We start from the raw sequence: 24,507 nt of genomic DNA on the forward strand, positions 1-24,507 counted from the left end.
GGTCACCGCCCCTCCTCTGCGCGCGTCAGACGACGCGCAGCCTCACCGGCGCCGCGGTGCCCGCCTTGACGGACGCGTCGCTGCTGTACCGCACCCCCACGGGGTAGGTCCCCGCGGGCAGCCGGGGCAGCGTCACCGTCACGCGGCCCTTGTCGGCCGCCTTGAGCGCGACGACCGTCGACCGCGTGCCGTACGTGACCTTGACCCAGCCGGTCGGCGCCGCGATGCCGGAGGCCGTGACCTGCACGACCACCTGCGCGCGCTGCGCCGTCGTGACGGAGGACCGCACCAGCCGGGACGTGACCTTCGGCGTCGCCTTGACCACCGTGAGCCTGCCCGCGGTGGTGCGCGCGGCCGCGACGGTCGGGCTGCCGGCGTAGTCCACCGTGACCACGCGCGAGCCCGCGGGGAGCTTCGGGAGCGTGACGGTGGCCCGGCCGTTGCTCGACGTCGTCAGCGTCGCTGTCCGCCTGGTCGAGCCCGCGGTGACGGTCACGGTGCCCGTGGGCGTCGTCCCCGTCGCGGTCACGACGACGTCGACCCGGGCCTGCTCACCCGTGGTCACGGTCGCGGTGCGGAGCGTCGCGGTGACCGTGGCGGGTGCCTTGACCACGCGCAGCGCCGGACCACCGGCCTCACCGGCGACCACGCTCGAGTCACCCGCATACGCGGCGTGCAGCGCATGCGTGCCGACCGCGAGCCGCGGCAGCGTGAACCGGGCGACGCCCTCGTCGGCGGCACGCAGGCGCACCGTCGCGCTCGCGGTGCCGTAGGTCAGCGTGACGTCACCCGTGGGGCGAGCGGTGGTGCCCGCGCTCACGTCGACCGTGACGACGGCGCGCGTCGTGGGCAGCACCGTGGCGGGCGAGGACGTGATCGTGATCCGCGGGGTCGCGGCGCTGCTCACCTCGAGCGCCTCGAGCGCCGTGGTCACCAGCGCAGCGGCATCGTCCACGTCCTGCTGCGTCGCGAGCGCGCCGTCGAGGACGACCTCGCCGATCTCGACGGCCCGGTCGAGCGCGTCGAGCGACGCCGCGGTGTACCAGCGGCGCGAGACGCCCTCGGCGTCGGCGAGCGCGTCGGTGAGGGCCGTCGTGTCGGGTCCCTGCACGGTCCGCACCAGCTCGAACTCGTCGAGCCAGCCCCACGCCTGCGCCTGGAGCTCGAACCGCGCACCGATCGTCGCGGTCCCGGACTCGCCGACGACGACCTGCAGGCTCGGGGTGCTCCACACCTTCCAGCCGTCGAGCGCGAACGGCGCGGTCACGGTGGTGGTGCCGGACGTCGCGAACAGCTCGACCACGTCGTCGGCGGCCTCGCCGTCGCCCTGCGCGGTCGCCGAGAGCGTGTACGTGCCGGGTTCGATCCCGGTGACGACCTGCGTGACCTCACCGGTGCGGTCCGTGTCGCCCCACAGGTTGACCGCGACGAGCCCGTCGGACGGGTTGCCCGCGTCGTCCCACTTCGCCTCGGCACCCGTGATGGTCCACTCGGGCCAGCCCCAGGCCTCGAAGCTGGGGTTCTGCACCAGGTTGACCGCGCTGCTCACCGCGGTGACCGTGACGGTCGCGGTCGCCCTGTCGCCGTCGGCCGTCCGGCCCGAGACCGTGTACCTGCCCGGACCACGGATCCACTCGACCGAGTCGCTCCACGTGACCGCGACGTCGGCCACGGTGTCGTCGTTGTAGGTCACCGAGACGGTCGTGGGGAGCACCACGGGCTGACCCTCGTCGACCGTGACCGTGGCGGGCGCCACCGAGACCGCGGCGCGCGGCGCGGTCGCACCCGTCGTGACGTAGCGGAAGACCCGCAGCGACTCGAGCGGCTCACCCTCGACGTCGAACAGCGCCTGGTTGTCCCACGACGAGCCGCCGTACCAGGTCGCGGCGTCGTCCTCGTACTCCCCCGCGTAGCTCGACGCCCAGCCGGACCCGTGCGTCTCCCAGAGCGTCTTGTTCTCCTCGAGCTGCGAGGGCGGGCCCACGGGCAGCCACGCGGGCTCCCAGTAGAAGACGCCGATGCCCGCGTCGTCCGGCACGTCGGCGACGGCCTGCATGACGTCGCGCACCGCGGTGGCCTGGCCCTGGACGCTGATCGGGTACGCCAGGTCGGCGTCGTTCTGGCCCGCGCGCACCGTGTTCGGGTGCCCGTCGCCGTCATCGAGGGTCGAGGCCCACGACGTCTCCGCGACCATGACCTTCTTGCCGTAGCTCTCGGCGACGCCGCCCAGCACCGATGTCAGGTTGCCGAGCGTGCCGTGCCAGAAGGGGTAGTACGACGACGCGAAGACGTCGTAGTCGACCCCGTTCGCCGCGAGCTGCGCGGCGTAGCCGGCGTACCGGCCAGACGTCTCGGGGTTGGTGAAGTGCAGCGCGACGAGCGCGTCCGGCAGCACGTCGCGCACAGCGGCGCTGCCGGCCGAGTAGATCTGCGCGACGGCGGGCCAGCCGTCACCCGAGACCGTGACACCGGCGACGCCGTTGTTGGTCTCGTTGCCGACCTGGACCATCGTGACGTCGACGCCCGCGTCCTCGAACCGCTGCAGGCTCGCCGCGGTGTAGTCCTCGACCGCGTCGGCCTTCTCGGCCACCGTGAGGGAGCGCCACGCCTTGGGTGCGGACTGCTTGCCGGGGTCCGCCCAGAAGTCCGAGTAGTGGAAGTCGACCAGCACGCCAAGGCCGGCCGCGGTCGCACGTTCGCCGATCTCGACAGCGCGGTCCACGTCCACCGTCCCGCCGCCGTAGCCGTGCCCGGCCGCGTCGTACGGGTCGTTCCACACGCGTACGCGCACATCGGTGACGCCGGAGTCGGCGAGCACGTCGAACAGGTCGGCGGGCCGGCCCGCGGCGTCGCGGAACACGACCCCGCTCTCCTCCTCCGACAGCACGGACGAGACGTCCACGCCGCGCAGGAAGCCCTCGGGCATGCCCTCGACCTTCTTCACGACGATCCCGGCGTCGACCGGGCCGTCCTCGGCGGCCGCGACGGGCGGCGCCACGACCAGCAGCGACCCGGCAGCCACGCAGGCGGCTGTCCTGAGCCGGCGGGGGAGTGCAGACACGGTGGATCCCTTCGTTCTGAGCGTCGTTGACCGAACTGGCGGCGGCGTCCGTGGACGTCGACGCATGTGGTCGCCCTCCCCCGGTCGGCCCGTGCGGGACCGTCAGGGCGACCGCCACCCACCCGAGCGGTCCGCGACCGTCGGGCTCGTGCAGCGCATGGCGGGGCGGCCCCGGGTGCCGCCGCAGCGCGGCACCCGGGGCGCAGGCTCACCCCTTGACGGAGCCGGCAGTCAGGCCGCCGACGATGTACTTCTGCAGGAAGAGGAACAGCGCGAGGATCGGCAGCGACGCGAGCACCGCGCCCGCCGCGAACAGGCCCCAGTTGGCGTTGAGCTGGTCCGAGACCCACCCGTACATGCCGACCGCGAGCGTCCACCTGCTCTCGGACGTCAGGATGACGCGGGCCAGGATGAACTCGCCGAACGTCGAGATGAAGGACAGGAGCCCGACGACCGCCAGGATGGGCGTCACCAGGCGCAGGATGATCGTCCAGTAGATCTGCGAGTGGGTCGCACCGTCGATCTTGGCCGCCTCGTCCAGCTCGCGCGGGATCGAGTTGAAGAAGCCGTACATGAGGAACGTGTTGGTGCCCAGCGCACCGCCCAGGTACACCGCGATCAGCGCCAGCTGGCTGTTCAGGCCGAGCACCGGAACCACGTTGCCGAGCGCGAGCAGCAGCAGGAAGATCGCGACGAACGCGAGCATCTGCGGGAACATCTGGATGATGAGCAGGCCGGTCAGGCTGGTCCGGCGGCCCGTGAACCGGTACCGCGAGAACGCGTAGGCGGCGGCCGCTCCCATGAGCACCGAGCCGAGCGCGGTGGCCACGCCCACGACGAGGCTGTTGCCGGCCCACGTCCAGAACTTCGTGGCGTCGAGCGCCGCGAAGTTGTCGGTGCCGAACGAGCGGAACAGCGAGGTCGAGCCGGTCAGCGTGCCCGAGGTCGCGAGCGACGCCGACAGCACGTACACCAGCGGGAACGCCGAGTAGATGACCACCACGACGGCGACCACGTACTTCCAGCTGACCTCGAGGAACCATCGCCGCCGCCGCGACTGCGTGCGCAGGGCCTCGTTGCTGGTCATCGTCGTGCCCTGACGGGCCGGGGACGTCGTCTTGGCCATCAGTTCACCTCCTCGAGCTGACGCGTGCGGCGGAACATCAGGGCGGAGATGACGCCGATGATGACGAAGATGATGATCGACAGGGCTGCCGCGAGGCCGAAGTCGGCCCGACCGCCCGCCACACCCGAGATCTGGTAGACCATCGAGATCAGGATGTCCGTGTGGCCGAGCGTCGCGGACGTGTCGGTGAACCGCGGTCCGCCGTTGGTCAGCATGTAGATCAGCGTGAAGTTGTTGAAGTTGAACGCGAACGACGCGATCAGCAGCGGGGCGGTCGAGACCAGCAGCAGCGGCATCGTGATGGACCGGAACGTCCGCCAGCGGCCCGCACCGTCGATCCGGGCGGCCTCCTGCACGTCGTCGGGCAGCGACTGCAGCGCACCCGTGCAGACCAGGAACCAGTACGGGTAGCTGAGCCACAGGTTCACCAGGATCACGGAGACCTTGGCCAACGTCGGGTCGTCGAGCCACTCGATGCGTGCCCCGAAGAAGAACAGCTGGTTGACGATCCCGTAGTCCGGGTTGGCGTTGAGCATGCCGCGCCACAGCAGCGCGGACAGGAACGCCGGGAACGCGTACGGGAGGATGAACAGCGTCCGCCAGACCTTGCGACCGCGCACGCGCGGGTCGTTGTAGATGAGCGCGAGCACCAGGCCGAAGAAGAAGCTCACCAGCACGCTCGCGAACGCGAAGACGAACGTCCAGACCATGATCTTGAGCAGCGGACCGGAGTACGTGTCGTCGGTGAACGCCTTGGTGAAGTTCTCGAACCCGACGAACACGCGCCAGCCGACCGGCAGCGCCGTGCCGTCGGGAGCGACGAACTGGCCGTCCTCGGTCGCGGCGTACACGACGCCGGTGTCCGTGTTGGTCAGGGTGTCTGCCTCGGCGTCCCACTCGAGCACCGAGCGGTAGACCGCGCCGATCGTGGCGTCACCCGTGCGGATCGAGCCGTCCTCGGCGCTCTCCGAGATCGGCACGCGCAGCGCGAGCACCTCGTCGGCGAGCGCCGCGTCGCTCAGCACCGCGTTCTTGCCGACGACCTCCCAGCCCGGGACCTGCGTGACGACGCCGTCGGTGACCGTCGCGTCCGCGGCGTCCGCCAGCGCGGAGTCGGCCGTGCCGACCTTCGCGACCCCGTCCTGCACGATCGCGAAGCCGAGCTCGCCGTCCTGCTCGACGATCGTCAGCGGATAGCTCGGCGAGTCGGGGATCTTCTTCTCGTTCTGGCTCAGGAGGGCGTCGACCGCCTGCTCCTTGCTCACGTTGTGGCCCGTGCCGTAGTTCGTCAGCGCGACGTAGCCGGTGTAGCCGATCGTGAACAGCTGGAACACGGCCAGGAACGCCAGGCCGGGGAACAGGTACTTCAGCGGGAGCGCGCGCCTGCTGAAGTACACCCAGTCCGCGAGGACCAGGAGCACGAGCATCGCGCCGAGGATGACCCACGAGCCGGTGACGTACGCCGACCAGATGGCGGCGACGCCGAGCGCGTTGACCAGGGCCATGGCGGCGAGCTTCGCGACGAACCCGATGCCGCGTCCGTCCCAGAGGCGCGCATGCGACTGCTCGCGGCTGCGCGACCGCTGCGGCGGCGGCTCGGTGTCGCCGTGGGCCACGGCGTTGAAGTGCTCGGTGGGCATGTCTCCTCCGGAGGCGGTCACAAGGTCTGGAGTGGGAAGGGCCGGCGGCGAGGGCTACGCCTCAGACCTCGCCGCCGACCCGGCTCGATCAGCCGATCGCGGACTCGAGATCGGCCAGCATCTTGGTCCAGGCGTCCTTGGGCTTGGCCGAACCGGAGATGATCGACGCCTCGGCGGCGTTCCAGTGCTCCCAGACGTTGCCCATCTCGGGGATGGACGGCATCGGTGCACCGTTCTTCGACGCCGACAGGAAGCCGGCGACGATCGGGTCGGACGCGACCTCGTCGGCGACCGACGTCATGGCGGGCAGACGCGGGTCGGCGTCGTAGAGCGCCTTGATGACCTCAGGCGTGGCGACGTAGTTCACCAGGAAGTCGTTCGCGATGAGCTTGCTCTCGCTCTGCGCGGACAGGTAGAAGCCCTGCACGCCGACGAACGGGGCAGCGGTCTCGCCACCGGCCGACGGGATCGGGTCGACCGCGACGTCGATGCCGGCGTCCTTGAACGTCTGGATCGCCCACGGGCCCGCGATCGTGTACGGCGCGTTGCCGTCGGAGAACTCCTGGTTGGCGACGTCGTACGTCCAGTCGGTGCTGAAGTGGCCCTCGCCCTTCATACCGTTCTCCGCCAGGAAGTCGGCGAAGGCGAAGCCCTCGTCGCCGCCCATGCCGAGCTCGCTGGTGTACGAGCCGTCCTCGTTCTGGACGAACACCGGGGCGCCGAACGACGTCTGCAGCCCGTAGTACGTGTACGCGTCACCCGTGGTGCCGTTGGTGTTGATGACGAACGGGTACTTGGTGCCCGCCTCCTTGCCGGCGGCGATCATCTCGTCCCACGTCTCCGGCGTGGAGTCCACCAGCGCGGCGTTGCGGACCACCGCGATGGTCTCGAGCGCGTACGGCAGGCCGTACATCTGGCCGTCGTACGTGAACGCCTGCGTCGCGACCGCCTCGAACTCGCCGGCCTTCGCACCCAGGTCGACGGGCTCGGCGACACCGTTGACGATGAACGAGCCGAGCCAGTCGTGCGCACCGATCGTGATGTCCGGGCCCTCACCGGTGGGGACCTGGGCGAGGAAGTCGGCGCGGATGTCCTCGAAGTTCTTCTGGACGAGCTCGACCTTCACATCGGGGTTCGTCTCGTTGTAGATGTCGACCGCGGCCTGCACGGCCGGCTTGCGGTTCTCGTCGACCCAGATCGTCAGCGATCCGGTCGCGCCCGCGGGGGCCGCGCTGGTCTCGGCCGTGGTGGGCTCCTGCGTCTCGGCGGGGGCCTCGTCGCCGCCGCCGCACGCGGCGAGCAGGGACATCGCGGCCACGACGGTGGCCGCGCGGAACAGGGTCTTGCGCATGAGGGTCCTTCCGATAGGTGTCCCACCGCGCGACCAGGGTGATCGCGACGCTGCGACGTGGTGAACCGAACTGCTGCGGGCGCCGGGCGGGGCGCCCGGGGCTCTACGGCTGGCCATCACCTCCGACACGCCGGGCGTCCGTGCGGAGCACGGCCACCGAACCTGCGGGGACGACGAGCGTGCCCGAGACCGGGGCGGCGCCGAGCAGCTCCTGGCCGTCGCCGAGGGCGAGGTCGACGTCCTCGGCGGAGTGGTTGATCGCGACGACGAAGTCCGCGTCCGCGCCCCGGCGCGTGACGACCTCGACGTCGAACGGCAGGCCCGCGGGCGCGAGCCGCGCGTCGGCGTACACGCGCTCCATGACCGGTGCCAGTGCGTCGATGTCGAGCCGCGTCGAGACGTACCACGCCGATCCGGCGCCGTGGGCGTTCCGCGTGATCGCGGGCCGGCCCGCGGCGGGTCCGTCGAGGTAGGTACCGACGACCTGCGCGCCGTCCAGCGCGATGTCGTCCTGCCACACGTCGGCGGGCAGCTCCTGGGCCTGCGCCCCGTCCGGCGTCCAGGAGACGCGTGCGGTCTCCCCGGCGCGCAGCGGCAGGAACTCCTCGACCGTGAGCCCGAGCGCCTCGCGCAGCGGGGCGAGGAAGCCGCCCTGGTGCACCGCGTCGTGCTCGTCGACGATGCCCGAGAAGAACGAGACGAGCAGCGTGCCACCGTCCGCGACGAACGCCGTGAGGTTCGCGGCGTCCTGCACACGCAGCAGGTAGGACGCGGGCGCGACCACCAGGCGGTAGCCGGACAGGTCCTGCGACGGCTGCACGAAGTCGATCGTCAGGCCGTCACGCCAGAGCCGCTCGTAGTACGCGCGCACGCGCTCGCGGTGCTGCACGTCCACCGACGGCCGCCACTCCAGGTCCTGCGCCCAGAACGACTCGGCGTCCCACAGGATCGCGACGTCGGCGTGCACCCGCGAGCCCTGCACGGGCGCGAGCCGCTGCAACGAGTGCCCCAGCTCCACGACCTCGCGCCACACGCGCGAGTCGGTCCCGGCGTGCGGCAGCATCGCCGAGTGGAACTTCTCCGCGCCCGAGCGCGAGGCCCGCCACTGGAAGAACAGGATCCCGTCCGCACCGCGCGCCAGGTGCGAGAGCGAGTTGCGCGCCATCTCCCCCGCACGCTTGGCGACGTTGCGCGGCTGCCAGTTGACCGCCGAGGTCGAGTGCTCCATGAGCAGCCACGGCGCACCGCCCGCGACCGACCGCGTGAGGTCCGCGGCCAGCGCCAGGCCCACGTGGCCGCGCGGGTCCGCCGCCGTCAGGTAGTGGTCGTTCGCGACCACGTCCACCTCGCGGGCCCACGCGAACAGGTCCGTCCCGGGGCACTCGTTGGCCATGAAGTTGGTGGTGATCGGCTGCGTCGCGTGCGCCCGGATCGCATCGCGCTCCGCGATGTAGCACGCGCGCAGCTGGTGGTCGCTGAACCGCGCGAAGTCCAGGCGCTGCGCGGGGTTGGCCACGGACGGCGTCGCGTGCGGCAGGCCGACGTGCTCCCACCGCGTGTAGCGCTGACCCCAGAACGCGGTCCCCCACGCCGCGTTCAGCTCGTCGAGCGAGCCGTAGCGCGCCTGCAGCCACACCCGGAACGCCGTGACCGCCGCGGGCGAGAAGTCCTCGCCCACCGGGGCACCGTACTCGTTGTGCACGTGCCAGAGCACGACCGCGGGGTGCTGCGCGTACCGCTGCGCGAGCTCCGTCGCGATGCGGACCGCTGCCGCGCGGTACTCCGGCGAGCTCGGGGAGGCCATGCCGCGCGAGCCGAAGCCCTGCACGGTGCCGTCCTTGGCGACCACGCGCGCCTGCGGGTACTGCGCGAAGAACCAGGCCGGCGGCGAGGCGGTGGGCGTGCCCAGGTCCACCGCGATGCCGTTGGCGTGCAGCAGGTCGAGCAGCTCGTCGAGCCAGGCGAAGTCGAACACGCCCTCGCTGACCTCGAGCATGCCCCACGAGAAGATCCCGACGCTCACGAGGTTGACACCGGCCTGGCGCATGAGTGCGACGTCCTCGTCCCAGACGTCGCGCGACCACTGCTCGGGGTTGTAGTCGCCGCCGAACGAGATCGCGCTGCCAGTGGGCCAGCTCGAGAGAGACATGACGCTCCGTTGTGTCATACCGCGCACCTGTGCACGGTCACTGCCTGTGAACGTGCACATACTAAGCACAGCACCTGTCGTCATGGGAACAGAGGACAGGGTCCTGAGGCCGGTTCGTTACGCACCTGTGATCGTTCCCAGTCGATTCGCCCGACTCGTCCGCCGACGAAGGCACACGTCCCGAACCCGCCCGCGCCCGGCGTCGCCCCCACTCCCGTGCTCCGGGCCGTGCCCCCGCACGCACGTGTCCGCCCCACGCCGCCCCCGCACGCACGTGTCCGCCCCACGCCGCCCCCGCACGCCTGCACCTGCACCCGCGGCCACCGCAGCCACGCGAGCACCCGTGGTGGCCCTCGAGCCGACTCGACCGCCTCCACGCGGCACACGTCGCGCGGCGCAGCCGAGCGGCAGCACACGCAGCCGCGCCGCTCGCACGATGCGAGCTGACGCGCGGCGGCCGCGGGAGCCCCCGGGCTCATGCCCTGCCGGCTCTGGTCCGCGCCACCGGGAGACACCGCCAGCTCAGCGCCTGGGCGCCAGCGCCATCCGGCATGCCGCGCGAGCCAGAGGGCCGTAGGGCCGCGGGGCGCCCAGCGCCTCCGAGCCCCTACGGTGCGCCTAGGACCGCCAGCCCGTGAGCGAGGCCGGGCGCCGACGTCGGCCGTACTCGTCCGGCTCGCACAGCCACGATGCCCCGGGAAACAGAACAAGCCACCCCGCAATGGGGTGGCTTGTTCTGAATGGTGTCCGGCGGCGTCCTACTCTCCCACACCCTGGCGAGTGCAGTACCATCGGCGCTGAAGGGCTTAGCTTCCGGGTTCGGAATGGGACCGGGCGTTTCCCCTTCGCTATGACCGCCGTAACTCTGTCGAGTTGTGAACGGGACCCCCGTGGGGGTGTCGTTCGTTTCTCGGGAACCGCACAGTGGACGCGTAGCATTGAAAAGTTGTGGTGAAGTTGTCGGCTTATTAGTACCGGTCAGCTGCGGCAGTCGTTAGTCCTGCCTTCCACATCCGGCCTATCGACCCAGTGTTCTTGCTGGGAGCCTCTCGCCCACAAGGGGCGTGGAAACCTCATCTTGAAGCCGGCTTCCCGCTTAGATGCTTTCAGCGGTTATCCGTTCCGAACGTAGCCAACCAGCCGTGCTCCTGGCGGAACAACTGGCACACCAGAGGTTCGTCCGTCCCGGTCCTCTCGTACTAGGGACAGCCCTTCTCAAGTTTCCTGCGCGCGCAGCGGATAGGGACCGAACTGTCTCACGACGTTCTAAACCCAGCTCGCGTACCGCTTTAATGGGCGAACAGCCCAACCCTTGGGACCTACTCCAGCCCCAGGATGCGACGAGCCGACATCGAGGTGCCAAACCATGCCGTCGATATGGACTCTTGGGCAAGATCAGCCTGTTATCCCCGGGGTACCTTTTATCCGTTGAGCGACGGCGCTTCCACAAGCCACCGCCGGATCACTAGTTCCGACTTTCGTCCCTGCTCGACATGTCTGTCTCACAGTCAAGCTCCCTTGTGCACTTGCACTCGCCACCTGATTGCCAACCAGGCTGAGGGAACCTTTGAGCGCCTCCGTTACATTTTAGGAGGCAACCGCCCCAGTTAAACTACCCACCAGGCACTGTCCCTAGTCCGGATCACGGACCGAGGTTAGATGTCCAGAGCGACCAGAGTGGTATTTCAACGTTGACTCCACCGACACTGGCGTGCCGGCTTCACAGTCTCCCACCTATCCTACACAAGCCGCACCGAACACCAATACCAAGCTATAGTAAAGGTCCCGGGGTCTTTCCGTCCTGCTGCGCGTAACGAGCATCTTTACTCGTAGTGCAATTTCGCCGAGTTCGCGGTTGAGACAGCGGAGAAGTCGTTACGCCATTCGTGCAGGTCCGGAACTTACCCGACAAGGAATTTCGCTACCTTAGGATGGTTATAGTTACCACCGCCGTTTACTGGGGCTTAAATTCTGAGCTTCGCCTTGCGGCTGACCCGTCCTCTTAACCTTCCAGCACCGGGCAGGCGTCAGTCCGTATACATCGTCTTGCGACTTCGCACGGACCTGTGTTTTTAGTAAACAGTCGCTTCTCCCTGGTCTCTGCGGCCCTCCACGCTCCCCGGGCAAGCCGGTTCACGCTTCAGGCCCCCCTTCTCCCGAAGTTACGGGGGCATTTTGCCGAGTTCCTTAACCACGATTCGCTCGATCGCCTTGGTATTCTCTACCTGACCACCTGAGTCGGTTTGGGGTACGGGCGGCTAGAACCTCGCGTCGAGGCTTTTCTAGGCAGCATAGGATCACCAGATTCCCGCTATCGCGGTCACCGTCAGCTCTCAGGCTGTGTGAGGTGCGGATTTGCCTACACCTCGCCCTACGACCTTGGACGTGGACTACCATCGCCACGCTTGGCTACCTTCCTGCGTCACCCCTGTTAATACGCTTACCTACTACCGGTTCGGGTCCCGTGCTCCCCGGTGCGGTGTGACCCGAAGGTCACGGTGCACCGGCTCGGACGGTCAGCATCACCGGGCTCGGTATGGGCGGTTCTTCGCCGGTACGGGAATATCAACCCGTTGTCCATCGACTACGCCTGTCGGCCTCGCCTTAGGTCCCGACTTACCCAGGGCGGATTAGCCTGGCCCTGGAACCCTTGGTCATTCGGCGGACGGGTTTCTCACCCGTCATTCGCTACTCATGCCTGCATTCTCACTCGTGTAGCGTCCACAACTGGGTTACCCCGCTGCTTCACCCGCCACACGACGCTCCCCTACCCATCCACACGACTGAACCACGAAGGCTTGTCTCATGTGTGAATGCCACAGCTTCGGCGGTGTGCTTGAGCCCCGCTACATTGTCGGCGCGGAATCACTTGACCAGTGAGCTGTTACGCACTCTTTCAAGGGTGGCTGCTTCTAAGCCAACCTCCTGGTTGTCTGTGCAACTCCACATCCTTTCCCACTTAGCACACGCTTAGGGGCCTTAGCTGGTGGTCTGGGCTGTTTCCCTCTCGACTACGGAGCTTATCCCCCGCAGTCTCACTGCCACGCTCTGGCTTACCGGCATTCGGAGTTTGGCTAACGTCAGTAACCTGGTGGGGCCCATCGGCTATCCAGTAGCTCTACCTCCGGCAAGAAACGCGTGACGCTGCACCTAAATGCATTTCGGGGAGAACCAGCTATCACGAAGTTTGATTGGCCTTTCACCCCTAACCACAGGTCATCCCCCCGGTTTTCAACCCAGGTGGGTTCGGTCCTCCACGCGGTCTTACCCGCGCTTCAACCTGCCCATGGCTAGATCACTTCGCTTCGGGTCTAGAGCACGCGACTGAAACGCCCTGTTCGGACTCGCTTTCGCTACGGCTTCCCCCACACGGGTTAACCTCGCCACGTACCACTAACTCGCAGGCTCATTCTTCAAAAGGCACGCCGTCACCCCTGCTAGGGAGGCTCCGACGGATTGTAGGCACACGGTTTCAGGTACTATTTCACTCCCCTCCCGGGGTACTTTTCACCTTTCCCTCACGGTACTTGTCCGCTATCGGTCACTAGGTAGTATTTAGGCTTACACAGTGGTCTGTGCAGATTCACTCCAGGTTTCTCGGGCCCGGAGCTACTTGGGATCCCTCTCGGGAGGCCACGCCATTTCGTCTACGGGGGTACCACCCTCTGTGCCGGGCCTTTCAATGCCCTTCGACTATGACGCGACTTTCTGACTCCCTGCTGGATCGGCAGACCCAGCTGAAAGGTCCCACAACCCCGAGTGCGCAACGCCTGCCGGCTATCACACGCACACGGTTTGGCCTGATCCGCTTTCGCTCGCCACTACTCACGGAATATCTCTTCCTGCCGGTACTGAGATGTTTCACTTCCCGGCGTTCCCTCCACACACCCTATATATTCAGGTGCGGGTCACCACACATGACTGTGGCGGGGTTTCCCCATTCGGAAATCCTCGGATCACGGTTCGTTTGCCAACTCCCCGAGGCTTATCGCAGGCTACAACGTCCTTCTTCGGCTCCTAGTGCCAAGGCATCCACCCTGTGCCCTTATAAACTTGACCACAAAGACTTTGATTCAAAGATGCTCGCGTCCACTGTGCAGTTCTCAAGCAACGACCGACCCGCCGCACCCAGCCACGCCAACCCGGAACACACCGAGCGGTACGAGGCCCACGACGACCCGAAGGCCACCACCAGCAGACCACCCCACACAAGGGCAACCCACCAGATCCGACCCCGAGACAACAACCAACCGGCTGTTCCCTCAGGACCCAACAGCGTGCCAGGCCCACCGCAACCAGCAGACCGACCCCGTTCCCACCCGACAGCAAGCTGCCGGCGTACTAGAAGCCAACCCACCACACGGTGAGCCGTAGTCGATGTTCCACCCGTGAGCACCACCCCACACGTTCGGTGCAGGCATGGGCCTGGACCAGCCATCCGCCCCATGACAGGACGAACCACCAGCCAGATGCTCCTTAGAAAGGAGGTGATCCAGCCGCACCTTCCGGTACGGCTACCTTGTTACGACTTAGTCCCAATCGCCAGTCCCACCTTCGACGGCTCCCCCCAAAAGGTTGGGCCACCGGCTTCGGGTGTTACCGACTTTCGTGACTTGACGGGCGGTGTGTACAAGGCCCGGGAACGTATTCACCGCAGCGTTGCTGATCTGCGATTACTAGCGACTCCGACTTCATGGGGTCGAGTTGCAGACCCCAATCCGAACTGAGACCGGCTTTTTGGGATTCGCTCCACCTTACGGTATCGCAGCCCTTTGTACCGGCCATTGTAGCATGCGTGAAGCCCAAGACATAAGGGGCATGATGATTTGACGTCATCCCCACCTTCCTCCGAGTTGACCCCGGCAGTCTCCCATGAGTCCCCGGCATAACCCGCTGGCAACATGGGACGAGGGTTGCGCTCGTTGCGGGACTTAACCCAACATCTCACGACACGAGCTGACGACAACCATGCACCACCTGTACACCGACCTTACGGGGAGCACATCTCTGCACTTTTCCGGTGTATGTCAAGCCTTGGTAAGGTTCTTCGCGTTGCATCGAATTAATCCGCATGCTCCGCCGCTTGTGCGGGCCCCCGTCAATTTCTTTGAGTTTTAGCCTTGCGGCCGTACTCCCCAGGCGGGGCACTTAATGCGTTAGCTGCGGCACGGAATCCGTGGAATGGACCCCACACCTAGTGCCCAACGTTTACGGCATGGACTACCAGGGTATCTAATCCTGTTCGCTCCCCATGCTTTCGCTCCTCAGCGTCAGTTGCGGCCCAGTGACCTGCCTTCGCCATCGGTGTTCCTCCTGATATCTGCGCATTCCACCGCTACACCAGGAATTCCAGTCACCCCTACCGCACTCTAGTCAGCCCGTACCACTGCAAGCCCGAGGTTGAGCCTCGAGTTTTCACAGCAGACGCGACTGACCGCCTACGAGCTCTTTACGCCCAATAATTCCGGACAACGCTTGCGCCCTACGTATCACCGCGGCTGCTGGCACGTAGTTAGCCGGCGCTTCTTCTGCAGGTACCGTCACTTTCGCTTCTTCCCTGCTGAAAGAGGTTTACAACCCGAAGGCCGTCATCCCTCACGCGGCGTCGCTGCATCAGGCTTGCGCCCATTGTGCAATATTCCCCACTGCTGCCTCCCGTAGGAGTCTGGGCCGTGTCTCAGTCCCAGTGTGGCCGGTCGCCCTCTCAGGCCGGCTACCCGTCGTCGCCTTGGTAGGCCATCACCCCACCAACAAGCTGATAGGCCGCGAGCCCATCCCCAACCGAAATTCTTTCCACACCACCACATGCGTGACAGTGTCATATCCGGTATTAGACCTCGTTTCCAAGGCTTATCCCAGAGTCAGGGGCAGGTTGCTCACGTGTTACTCACCCGTTCGCCACTGATCCAACCAGCAAGCTGGTCTTCACCGTTCGACTTGCATGTGTTAAGCACGCCGCCAGCGTTCGTCCTGAGCCAGAATCAAACTCTCCGTCAATGTTTCACGCCACCAACCCACCGAAGCAGGCCAGCAGACAACACAACGAACAGACCCGAAGGTCCAATCAGATTCGGCTTCAATTGAAGGACCCCACCACCCACGGGGTGGACGGCAAGGCCCCAATCTCAACCAAACAACCCGTCTTCGACAACATCGAGACGAGCCATATGGCATCGACTACTTGGCACACTGTTGAGTTCTCAAGGAACAGACGCGCATCCTGCCGGACCTTGTCGGTCCCGCCCGGAGGCAACCTCTCTAACTTAGCCGAGCCGCTCCGCCCCGTCAAATCCTCTTGCGAGGATCTTCGTTGCGTGGCGGCCCGACGTCTGGGGCGCCACATCAGACCGGCGACGATGTCGTCGGCTGCGTGAGCTCCAGGGGGCGCCGCCTGCGGGACCAGCCACCGGGATCGTTCCTCGGTGTCCGTTCCTCCCTGCCGGGCGACATCGAGAACATTACGCAGCCGATCCGGCCTGGAGCAAATCCGCGACGTGGTGACGGCCGTCACCCCCCTCCGGGGAGGGCCGCACAGGCCGTTGACCTGCGCTTTCGTACGCGGGAGCGGGCCGATCGCCTAGTAGAGCGCGCTCGCCATCGCGCGCCGGGCCGTGCCGACGCGCGGGTCCTGGTCCCCCACGACCTCGAACAGCTCGATCAGGCGGACCCGCACCTGCTCCTTGTCGGCGCCGGCGGTCCTGCGCAGCAGGTCGACCAGGCGGTCGAACGCGTCGGCCACCTTGCCGCCGAGCACGTCGAGGTCCGCGACCGCCAGCTGCGCCACGACGTCGTCGGGTCGGGCGGCGGCCGCCGCCCGCACGCCCTGCAGGTCGGCGTCGCGCGTCCGGGCGAGCAGCCCGACCTGGGCGAGTCCCGCTCGCGCGTCGTGGTCGCGGGGGTCCTCACGCAGCGCCTGCTCGTACGCCGCACGCGCCGCGTCCAGGTCGTCGCGCTCGATCGCGTCGTACGCCGCCTGGTGCAAGGGGGGAAGCTCCGGCTCGGGCTCGGCCGTCTCGGGCGCCGGCTGCGCGGGCTCGACGCGCGCCGTCAGACCGTTGGCGGCGGCAGCGGCCAGGACCTGGTCGATCACGGGCCGCATCTGGTCGCGCGGCGCACCGCCCTGGAACAGGGGCACGGGCTGGCCCGCGAGGATCGCGGCGACCAGCGGGACCGACTGGGCCTGGAACGCCGCGGCGATCTGCGGGTTGGCCTCCGAGTCGATCCGGGCCAGCTGCCACGTGCCCGCGTCCTCGTCGGCGAGCGCACCCAGGTCGGCGACCACGTCGCGGCTCACCTGCGACCAGGGGGCCCACAGGACGACGACCACCGGGTGCGACGTCGAGCTCTGGACGAGTGCGGGGAACGACGCCTCGTCGACGTCCACGACGTAGGGCCCGGGTGCCGGGAGGCCGCCGGGTGCGCCCGGCGGCGGCGTGGCCGGACGGGCGAGCGCGGACAGGTCGACCGCGCCACGGGCGTCGAGACGAGGCTGCGGACGGTCGGTCTGGGCCATGGCGTGGATCCTTCGCGAGTGGGTGCGGTCGGGCGACGGACGACGTGCCCGGTGGGGTCAGGAGGCGTCGGCCTCGGTCATCACGAGCTCGCCCGCGAGCACCTGGACGCTCGCGTCCGAGCCCTCGGGCGGCACGTACAGCACGACGACGCCGGTGTAGGTACGCGTGAGCTTCTTCGACGCCGAGGTCGCGCCCGCGAGCGCCGCCAGGAACGGGTCGGACAGCGGCAGCTTCGCCCCGTCCAGCGTGATCGAGATCGTCGAGACGGCGGTGAACGCCCCCGCGACGATCGCGCCGCCGTCGATCGTGCGCAGCGCGGCCGCGGGGTTGCCGAGCGGCTCGTACGTCGACGACGCGGAACCCGCCTCGCCGACGCCCTTGTCCGCCTGGTCGCGCAGGTCCTCGAGCTCCTGCTGGAACGGGCTGTCCTCGAAGGTCTTCGCGTAGTCGGACTTCGAGCCCTTCGCCAGCACGTCCGTGAACTGGGTCAGCACCTCACCGGGCGGCACGAGCAGGCTCGTGGACGACGCGGGGACCACCTCGCTGCCGTCCTCGGCGAGCGCCGTCGTGGGCATCTGCGCGCCCGGCATCAACCGCGCCCAGCCCCAGAGGCGGTACTGCGAACGCGGGGTCCCCTGGCGGAGCACCAGGATGCGCTGGGCCTGCAGGTCGTCGGGCTGCTCGGTCACCGCGAGCTGGGTGCGCGCCCACGACGTCGTCTGCGGGACCACGGACGTGAGCACCTTCGTCGGCAGGACGGTCGGCGGCTTGTCCCCGTCGGTCGCGCTCGCCCGGACGTACTCCGCGCGGCGCATCGCCATCGCGGGTCCCTCCAGCCGCGGGGGCAGCTGCGACGAGTCGAGGTCCGCGTCGGCCGCCTCGAGCGTCTGGCCGAGCGCCGCGAGGACGTCCTCGGTCTGCGGGACGGTGAGCGCGGCGGCGACCACCGCCGGTGCCGGCTGCGCGACGGGCTCCGGCGGCGGTGAGCCGCACCCGGCGAGCAGCCCGAGGACGACGACGGACGCGACACCGACGGTCGCCGCTGGGCGGCGCACGTGCTCGGGAGCCTTCATCGCTGCACCTCCTCGTCGTCGTCGGGACCCCTGGCGTCGTCGGTCGGCCCGGGATCGGGCGTGGGCGGCAGACCCCAGGCCCGTCGCCACGCGTCGGCGCGCGAGCCCGCGGTCGCCGGGTCGTCCGGCGCCGCGCCCGGACCGGCACCGGGTGCTCCCGGCGTCCATGCGGCCGCGCCGCCGGGACGCGCGCTCGGCGCCCACCGCGGCGAGGCGACCGACGAGCCGCGTGCGGGATCTCCCGAGGCGGGCCCGACACCCGGCGGGACCGGGCCGGGACCACGCCCGCCGGCATCCGCGGCCGGAGCGCCGGGCACGGATGCCCCGGGGGTACCGGGGTGCACGGGACCGGCCGACGGCGCGCCGGGCCGGGGCGCGACAGGGGCGGACGCGCCCGCGCTCGCCCCCGGGACCCAGCCACCCGCAGCGGGGTGCTGGTCAGGTCGCGGCGGCGTGGCGGGCGCCTGTGCGTCGGCCGCCTGCTCACGACCGCCGAGCCAGGACGGCCGCTGGCGCGCCGCACCCGGGCCAGGCTGCGCACCCGGGTACCCGGGGGTGCCCTCACCCGGCCGCGGCCCGGTGGGAGCGACCGGGCTGGGGGAAGCGCCGGGGCCGGTGGGCTGCGCGGCGGTGCGCGGTGCCGCGCCGGGCGCTGCCGCGGCCGGGGGCACCACGGGCGTCGACGCCGTGGTCGCGCCGTGCTCGCGCAACGCGCGACGACTGAGCGGCGCACCGGGTCCGGCCGGGCTCGCGGGCGATCCGCCGGCCACCGGGGCCGAGGCCGGGACCGACGGGCGTCCACCGTCCGGGACCGGCTGCCGGGAGGGTGCGGGCGCGGGCTGCGCCCCGGGACCCGCCGCGGGTGCCGTACCGCGAGCCGCCGGCATGGTCGTCGGAGTCGTCGGCCCGCTGGCGGCGGGCGTCCGCGCGTCGGCGCGCGGCGCGACCGCGGGGGTCGCACCGGTGGCGACGCGGGGGATGGCGCCCGTGCGCCGGCTCGCCGCCTCGGCGGCCTCACGCAGCTGCCGGCGCGTGAGCGGACGGCCGTCCTCGCCGAGCGCCGGGACGGCACCCGTGTCGACCGGCTGCCACGTCGCGGGCCGGGCGGTGAGGCGCTCGCGCACCAGCAGACCGGCCGCGGCTAGCGCCAGGAGCGTGCCGAGTGCGACGCAGGGCCACAGCCACGGCGTGGTGACCTCACGCGGCCACGAGATCGAGACGGTCGGCGGCGCACCGGCGGTGCTCGCGACGAGCAGGCTCCAGCGGCCGTCCTGCGCGGGCCAGACGAGCTCGGCGCTGCCGTCGCCCGAGGCCTGCGCGAACCACATGTCCGAACCCGCGGGATCCGGTGCCGTCGCGGCGTCGTCCGCGGCGTCGTCGGCGGAGGTGCCCGGCGTCGCCGAGCTCGTCGGGGTCGGTGCCGCGTCCGTCGGGGTGGGCGTGCTCGTGGGCTTCGCGGTGGAGGTCGCGCCGGCGGTCGCCGACGGGCTCGGGGACGGGCGCACGGGCACACCGGCCGCGGTCGCGAGCTCGTGCCACGTCGCCAGGCCCGTGACGCGCGTGTACGGGTCGGAGCCGACCCAGCCGTCGACGTCGAAGTCCCGGCCGATCGCCAGCACCACGGGCGCACCGTCCGGCGCGGTCACCCGGACGGTCGCCGGGTCCCCGCCCATCTCGAGGACGCCCGGGTCGGTGACGACGAGGTGCGTCGACGCGCGCGTCGTCGCGACCAGGACGTCGTCGGCACGCCAGACGGTCGCGGAGGCGACGCCGAGTCCGACGACGACCAGTCCGACGACGCCGACGGCGGCCGTGATCACTCGCTTGCGCACGCACAGTCCTCTCAGGCGGAGAAGGCCAGGATAGGCCGACGACCTGGCCGGCGGCCCTCGGGAGCACGTCCGGACCGGCCCCCGACCCGCTCCGCGGCCGGGCCGGACCGCGCACGACGGGCGCCGCGGCCCCGGTCCACGGCGGGCGACGGGTCCGTGGGCGACCGGGCCGCACCCCCGACCGACGCGCTCGTCCGATGCGTGGACACGAGGGCCGGGAGCCCCACCATCGGGTGACGCCGACCGCGTATCCTGACGCAGGTCCCGGACCAGCCGTCCTGCCGTGCCCGCCAGCGGGGGCAGACGCCGGGACCGCTCGTCACCCGAGGAGGAGATCTCGTGTCCGACGCCCGGCCCACCTTCCCCGTCGCCAACTTCCGGGGATACGAACGCGAGGCCGTCGACACACGGATCTCGCAGCTCGAGCACGCACTGGCCGAGGCCCGCGCGCAGGTCGAGACGCTCGACGCCAAGGCGCTCCAGGTGGCCGGCGAGCTCTCGGAGGCGCACCGACAGCTGCGCGAGGCCGAGCGCCCGACGTACTCGGGGCTGGGGTCGCGCATCGAACAGCTGCTGCGTTCGGCCGAGGAGCAGTCCTCGGACGTCGTCACGCAGGCCAACGCGCAGGCCGCGGACTCCATGGCCCGCGCCAAGCTCGCCGCGGGCCAGCTCCGCGCGCGCGCCGAGAACGAGGTGGCCGAGCTGCTGGCCACCGCGCGCCGCGAGGCCGAGGAGGTCCGCACCACGGCCTCCGCCGAGGCCGAGAGCACGTTGCTGGCGGCGCAGCGCCGCGCCGAGGAGCTCGTCGGCTCCGCCGAGCGCGAGGCGGCCCGCATCCAGAGCGCGATCACCACCGAGGAGAGCGAGCGCCGCACGTCGCTCGAGCGTGAGCTCGGGACGCTGCGCGCGAGCGTCGAGCACGAGGCCACGCAGCTGCGGGTCGCGACCGAGCGCACCGCGAGCGAGCTGCGGACGCGCGCGGAGAACGAGACCGCGGCGCAGCGCGAGGAGGCCGAGCGCTACGCGCAGGACCTGCGCCAGAGCGCCGACGCGGACACGACCGCGCTGCGGCAGCAGACCGACACCGAGGTCGCGGCCCTGCGGGGCGACGCCGAGCGGTTCGCGGCCGAGCTGCGCGCGACCGTCGCGCAGGAGGTGGCCGTGCTGCGCCAGGAGGCGCACGCCGAGGCGACGTCCCTGCGCACGCAGGCCCAGGAGTACGCCGACGGCGTGCGCGCGGCGGCGGACCGGGACGGGACCGCGCTGCACCAGCGCGTCGCGGGCGAGGTCGCCGCGCTGCGCACCGAGGCCGACCAGTACAGCGCGTTCGTGCGCGCCCAGGCCGAGCGGGAGACGGGCGAGCTGCGCGCGTCGGTCGCCGACGAGGTCGCGGCGCACCGGGCGCAGGCGGAGCAGGAGATCGCCGCCGCGCGCGCGCAGGCCGAGCAGTACGTGGCCGAGATCCGTGCCGCGGCCGAGCGCGAGACCACGGAGCTGCGTGAGCGCACCGCGCACGAGACCACGCACCTGCGGGAGACCACCGAGCGCGAGACAACCGAGCTGCGCGAGAAGACCGAGCGCGATGCCGCCGAGCTGCGGGCGAGCACCGAGCGCATCACGCGCGAGCAGCGTGAGCAGACCCGGCTGGACACCGAGCGCGTGCTGACCGAGGCGCGTCGATCGGCCGCCGAGACGGTGGCCCAGGCCAAGCTGCGCGCCGACGAGATGACGCAGGAGGCCGAGAAGCGTCTGGCCGACGCCGAGCTCGAGATCGCGTCCAAGCGCGAGGCGAGCGAGCGCGAGGACGCCGCGCGGCACGACGCGGCACGCGCCGAGACCGAGCGCCTGGTCCGCGACGCCGAGGCGCACGCGGCCGAGGCCGAGGAGCGCGTCGCCAAGGCGGTCGCGCAGGCGGAGAAGGTCCGCATCGATGCGGAGAGCCACGCGAAGGAGCTGCTGTCGAACGCGCGGCGCAACGCCGACCGCGTGGTCGCCGAGGCGCGTGAGCACGCCGAGAAGCAGATCTCCGAGGCCATGACCGAGTCGGAGCGCGAGCGGACGTCGGCCGCGCGCCAGGTCGAGGACCTCAACCGGCAGCGCGAGTCCATCACCACCTACCTGGACGAGCTGCGCAGCCTGCTGGGCGCCGACCCGGACCGTGCGGCGCTCGAGCGCGCGCGCCGCGCCGAGGCCGAGTTCTCGGCGACGCACGGCACCCCCCACCAGGCCAAGGCCGCCGCGGCGGCGACCGCGGCGAACGTCCGCGCCGCCGACGGCCCTGCTGCCGCCTCCGCGGCGGAGCGCCCCGCAGAGCAGTCCCCGCAGGACGCGCGTGACGGCGACGCGCCCGACGAGCCGGCGACGGTCGCCGACGAGCCCGCGACCGATCGCGACGGGTCCGGCGGCCAGCCCGAGACCGAGGCAGAGGCCGAGGTCGACGCTCCCGCGGCGGCACCCGTCCGACCCGCCACGAAGTCGCGCCCGAAGTCGCGCCCCGCGCCCGTCTCGGCCGCGGCCCGGCAGCTCGCGGCCCAGGCGGGGACGGACGCGACGGCCGCGGACCAGGTACCCGCGGCCGAGCAGGCCGCAGGTACCGATCCCGATGACGCCCCGACCGCGGCGGCACCGTCCGACGACGAGCCGTCCGCTGCGCGGTGAGCGACGAGGCCGCGCGGTGGCGTGAGGGCCGGCGCGAGGCCGCGCAGGCGCACGCCGATGCGTTGCGCCGCAAGCAGCAGGCGGAGTCGTCGCAGGCGCGGGCGCTGATCGACGAGTTCGTGGCCGAGGCACGCCGCCTGGGCCCGGACCCCGAGCCGCTGCGCGCACGCACGTACGACGGCCGGGCCCGGTACCGCACACCGTTGACCGGCTGGTACCTGCGGTTCGACGAGACGCTCGCGATCGACGCCGACGGCCTGTTCTACGTGCTCCGCACGCCGCCGAGCCTCGTCGGCCGCGTGCGCGGCGTGGTGCCCGAACCGTCCGACCCGCCGCTCGTGCTGGGTGCGGGTGGCAAGGACGGCGAGTCGATCGACCTGCGGGACGCGCTCGACCGGATCCGGGCCCGGCGCGTCTGAGGTTCAGGCCGAGTCGGCGCGGGCGGCGAGGTCGCTCAGCGCCGCGGCGACCTCGTCGGGCTGCTCGACCGTCGACATGTGGCCCGAGCGCGGCACGACGACGAACTGCGCGGCCGGGGCCGCGGCGACCATGTGCTCGGCGGCCTCGAGCGGCGCGATCTGGTCCTCCTCGCCGACGACGACCGCGACCGGGCCGGCGAAGCCACGCAGCAGCTCGGTGCGGTCGGGGCGGGCCGCCATGGCGCGCTGCGACCACGCCACGCCGCCGGGGTCCTGCCCGTCGATCCAGGCGGCGATCTGCTCGACCAGCTCCGGCGCGGACGCCCGCGTGGTCTCCCCGACGAGCGTGCCGGCCATGGGCCGCACGGGGTCGACCGATCCGCTCGCGAGGACCTCGTCGGCGATGCGCAGGCGGTTGGCGCGCGCGTCGTCGGTGTCGGCGGTCGACCTCGTGTCGACCAGGCCGAGCCCGGCCACGAGCCCCGGGTGCCGCTCGAGCAGCGCGAGCGCCACGTAGCCGCCCATCGACAGGCCCGCGACGACCGCACGGTCCACACCCGCGGCCGCGAGCGCGTGCGCGACCGCGTCGGCGGACGCCTCGAGCGCGGGCTCGGGCAGCGCGGGGTCGGCTGCGGTGCTGCCGCCCGCACCCGGCAGGTCGACGGCCAGCACGGCGCGCGCACCGTCCACCCGCCCGGCGACGGGCTCCCACATCCGGTGGTCGAGCGGGAAGCCGTGCAGCAGGACCAGCGGGAGCCCCGCGTCCGCGGATGCCTCACGCAGCACGTGCACCGTCATGCGTCCTCCTCCGGCGCCGGGGTGGCGCTCCTGGTCTCGTCCGCGGGCTCGTCGTCCGCGGGGTCGTCGGTGCCGTCCGGGGCGGCGGGTGCGACGTGGGCGGTCTCGGCCGGGCCCGACCACGTGGTGGGCAGCGGGGCGCGGCCGGGCAGGACGTGCGCGACGACCTCGTCCAGCACGCGCCGCACCGCGGGCTCCCCGACCCACAGGTGCTTGGCGCCCTCGACGCCGATCACCTCGGCCTGCGGCACGCGCGCGAACCGGGCGCGTGCCTCGTCGGGTCGCAGGTAGTCGTCGAGCTCGGGGACCAGGACCACGAGCGGTCGGCCGAAGGCGGCCCACGCGTCCAGGTCCGCGTCGGTGGCGCGGTGCAGCGGCGGCGAGAGCAGGATCGCGCCCTCCACGGCCGGGTCGTGCCCGTGCATGAGCGCGAGCTCGGTGCCGAACGACCAGCCCACGAGCCAGCGGTGCGGCAGGTCATGGAACTCGGCGTACTCGATCGCCGCGGCGACGTCGAACCGTTCACCGCGACCCTCGTCGAACGCACCCTCGCTGGTCCCCCGCGGGCTGGACGTGCCGCGCGTGTTGAACCGCAGCACCGCGAGGTCCGCGAGCGCGGGCAGCCGCCAGGACGCCTTCCTCAGCACGTGCGAGTCCATGTAGCCGCCGTGCGTGGGCAGCGGGTGCAGCGTCACCAGGGTCGCGGCGGGCGTCGCGGGGCCTCCCCCGGGCGCGAGCGGGCGCGCGAGCTCGCCGACCAGCCGCAGGCCGTCGGCGGTGTGCAGCTCCACGTCCTCGCGGTGCGCCGGGAGCACGGTCAGCGAGCGGATCGGGGCGGCCTGCGCCCACGTGCCGGCGTCGGCCGGATCGGTCGTCGTGGTCATCC

At 70.6% G+C, this 24,507-nt stretch carries 12 protein-coding genes and 3 rRNA genes; 2 read left to right on the plus strand and 13 right to left on the minus strand.

The features are described 5' to 3' along the window. Window positions 1-25: 25 nt before the first annotated feature. The 11 genes from CELGI_RS17780 to CELGI_RS12315 form a co-directional block, all read right to left on the minus strand. Window positions 26-3,061, minus strand: a complete 3,036-nt coding sequence (locus CELGI_RS17780; protein ID WP_321572164.1) for a glycosyl hydrolase 53 family protein — start codon at window positions 3,059-3,061, stop codon at window positions 26-28. 208 nt (window positions 3,062-3,269) lie between these two features. Beyond that, window positions 3,270-4,187, minus strand: coding sequence for a sugar ABC transporter permease (locus tag CELGI_RS12270; protein ID WP_013884451.1), 918 nt, complete (start codon window positions 4,185-4,187; stop codon window positions 3,270-3,272). After that, entirely contained in the window at window positions 4,187-5,827 is a 1,641-nt protein-coding gene (locus CELGI_RS12275) for an ABC transporter permease subunit (RefSeq protein WP_013884452.1), read from the minus strand. The genes CELGI_RS12270 and CELGI_RS12275 overlap by 1 nt, the downstream gene beginning before the upstream one ends. Window positions 5,828-5,915: 88 nt before the next feature. Continuing rightward, window positions 5,916-7,178 (minus strand): sugar ABC transporter substrate-binding protein, encoded by a 1,263-nt coding sequence (locus CELGI_RS12280; protein ID WP_013884453.1) that lies wholly within the window; start codon window positions 7,176-7,178, stop codon window positions 5,916-5,918. Between the two features lie 103 nt (window positions 7,179-7,281). Then, on the minus strand, window positions 7,282-9,327 hold the full coding sequence (locus CELGI_RS12285) for a beta-galactosidase (RefSeq protein ID WP_013884454.1): 2,046 nt from the start codon (window positions 9,325-9,327) through the stop codon (window positions 7,282-7,284). 745 nt (window positions 9,328-10,072) lie between these two features. Then, window positions 10,073-10,189, minus strand: a 5S ribosomal RNA gene (gene rrf / locus CELGI_RS12290). 86 nt (window positions 10,190-10,275) lie between these two features. Beyond that, window positions 10,276-13,386, minus strand: a 23S ribosomal RNA gene (locus CELGI_RS12295). Between the two features lie 421 nt (window positions 13,387-13,807). Beyond that, a 16S ribosomal RNA gene (locus CELGI_RS12300) occupies window positions 13,808-15,324 on the minus strand. The 16S, 23S and 5S rRNA genes sit together here, the layout of an rRNA operon. Window positions 15,325-15,904: 580 nt before the next feature. Next, a complete protein-coding gene (locus tag CELGI_RS12305) occupies window positions 15,905-16,840 on the minus strand; it encodes a tetratricopeptide repeat protein (protein WP_013884455.1) in 936 nt (311 codons plus the stop codon). Between the two features lie 57 nt (window positions 16,841-16,897). After that, window positions 16,898-17,914, minus strand: coding sequence for a hypothetical protein (locus CELGI_RS12310; protein WP_013884456.1), 1,017 nt, complete (start codon window positions 17,912-17,914; stop codon window positions 16,898-16,900). Beyond that, window positions 17,911-19,746, minus strand: coding sequence for a hypothetical protein (locus tag CELGI_RS12315; protein ID WP_013884457.1), 1,836 nt, complete (start codon window positions 19,744-19,746; stop codon window positions 17,911-17,913). The genes CELGI_RS12310 and CELGI_RS12315 overlap by 4 nt, the downstream gene beginning before the upstream one ends. 339 nt (window positions 19,747-20,085) lie before the next feature. Here CELGI_RS12315 and CELGI_RS12320 point away from each other — a divergent pair, with 339 nt between their 5' ends. Both CELGI_RS12320 and CELGI_RS12325 read left to right on the plus strand, forming a co-directional pair. Continuing rightward, window positions 20,086-22,404: a coiled-coil domain-containing protein gene (locus CELGI_RS12320; RefSeq protein WP_013884458.1), complete on the plus strand. Its 2,319-nt coding sequence runs from the start codon at window positions 20,086-20,088 to the stop codon at window positions 22,402-22,404. Continuing rightward, window positions 22,401-22,823, plus strand: a complete 423-nt coding sequence (locus tag CELGI_RS12325; RefSeq protein WP_013884459.1) for a hypothetical protein — start codon at window positions 22,401-22,403, stop codon at window positions 22,821-22,823. The genes CELGI_RS12320 and CELGI_RS12325 overlap by 4 nt, the downstream gene beginning before the upstream one ends. A 3-nt stretch (window positions 22,824-22,826) precedes the next feature. Here CELGI_RS12325 and CELGI_RS12330 read toward each other — a convergent pair whose 3' ends face one another. Next, complete coding sequence (locus tag CELGI_RS12330) at window positions 22,827-23,621, minus strand: alpha/beta fold hydrolase (RefSeq protein WP_013884460.1); 795 nt, start codon at window positions 23,619-23,621, stop codon at window positions 22,827-22,829. Next, a complete protein-coding gene (locus CELGI_RS12335) occupies window positions 23,618-24,505 on the minus strand; it encodes an alpha/beta hydrolase (RefSeq protein ID WP_013884461.1) in 888 nt (295 codons plus the stop codon). Before CELGI_RS12335 ends, CELGI_RS12330 begins: the two co-directional genes overlap by 4 nt. Between the last annotated feature and the right edge of the window lie 2 nt (window positions 24,506-24,507).

The organism is Cellulomonas gilvus ATCC 13127, from assembly GCF_000218545.1.
Lineage (GTDB): Bacteria > Actinomycetota > Actinomycetes > Actinomycetales > Cellulomonadaceae > Cellulomonas > Cellulomonas gilvus.

Bases quoted from the DNA above. Each gene is read 5' to 3' on its own strand.
- CELGI_RS12270 (WP_013884451.1), bottom strand. From the start codon at position 4,187: ATGGCCAAGACGACGTCCCCGGCCCGTCAGGGCACGACGATGACCAGC.
- CELGI_RS12275 (WP_013884452.1), bottom strand. From the start codon at position 5,827: ATGCCCACCGAGCACTTCAACGCCGTGGCCCACGGCGACACCGAGCCG.
- CELGI_RS12280 (WP_013884453.1), bottom strand. From the start codon at position 7,178: ATGCGCAAGACCCTGTTCCGCGCGGCCACCGTCGTGGCCGCGATGTCC.
- CELGI_RS12285 (WP_013884454.1), bottom strand. From the start codon at position 9,327: ATGTCTCTCTCGAGCTGGCCCACTGGCAGCGCGATCTCGTTCGGCGGC.
- CELGI_RS12305 (WP_013884455.1), bottom strand. From the start codon at position 16,840: ATGGCCCAGACCGACCGTCCGCAGCCTCGTCTCGACGCCCGTGGCGCG.
- CELGI_RS12310 (WP_013884456.1), bottom strand. From the start codon at position 17,914: ATGAAGGCTCCCGAGCACGTGCGCCGCCCAGCGGCGACCGTCGGTGTC.
- CELGI_RS12330 (WP_013884460.1), bottom strand. From the start codon at position 23,621: ATGACGGTGCACGTGCTGCGTGAGGCATCCGCGGACGCGGGGCTCCCG.
- CELGI_RS12335 (WP_013884461.1), bottom strand. From the start codon at position 24,505: ATGACCACGACGACCGATCCGGCCGACGCCGGCACGTGGGCGCAGGCC.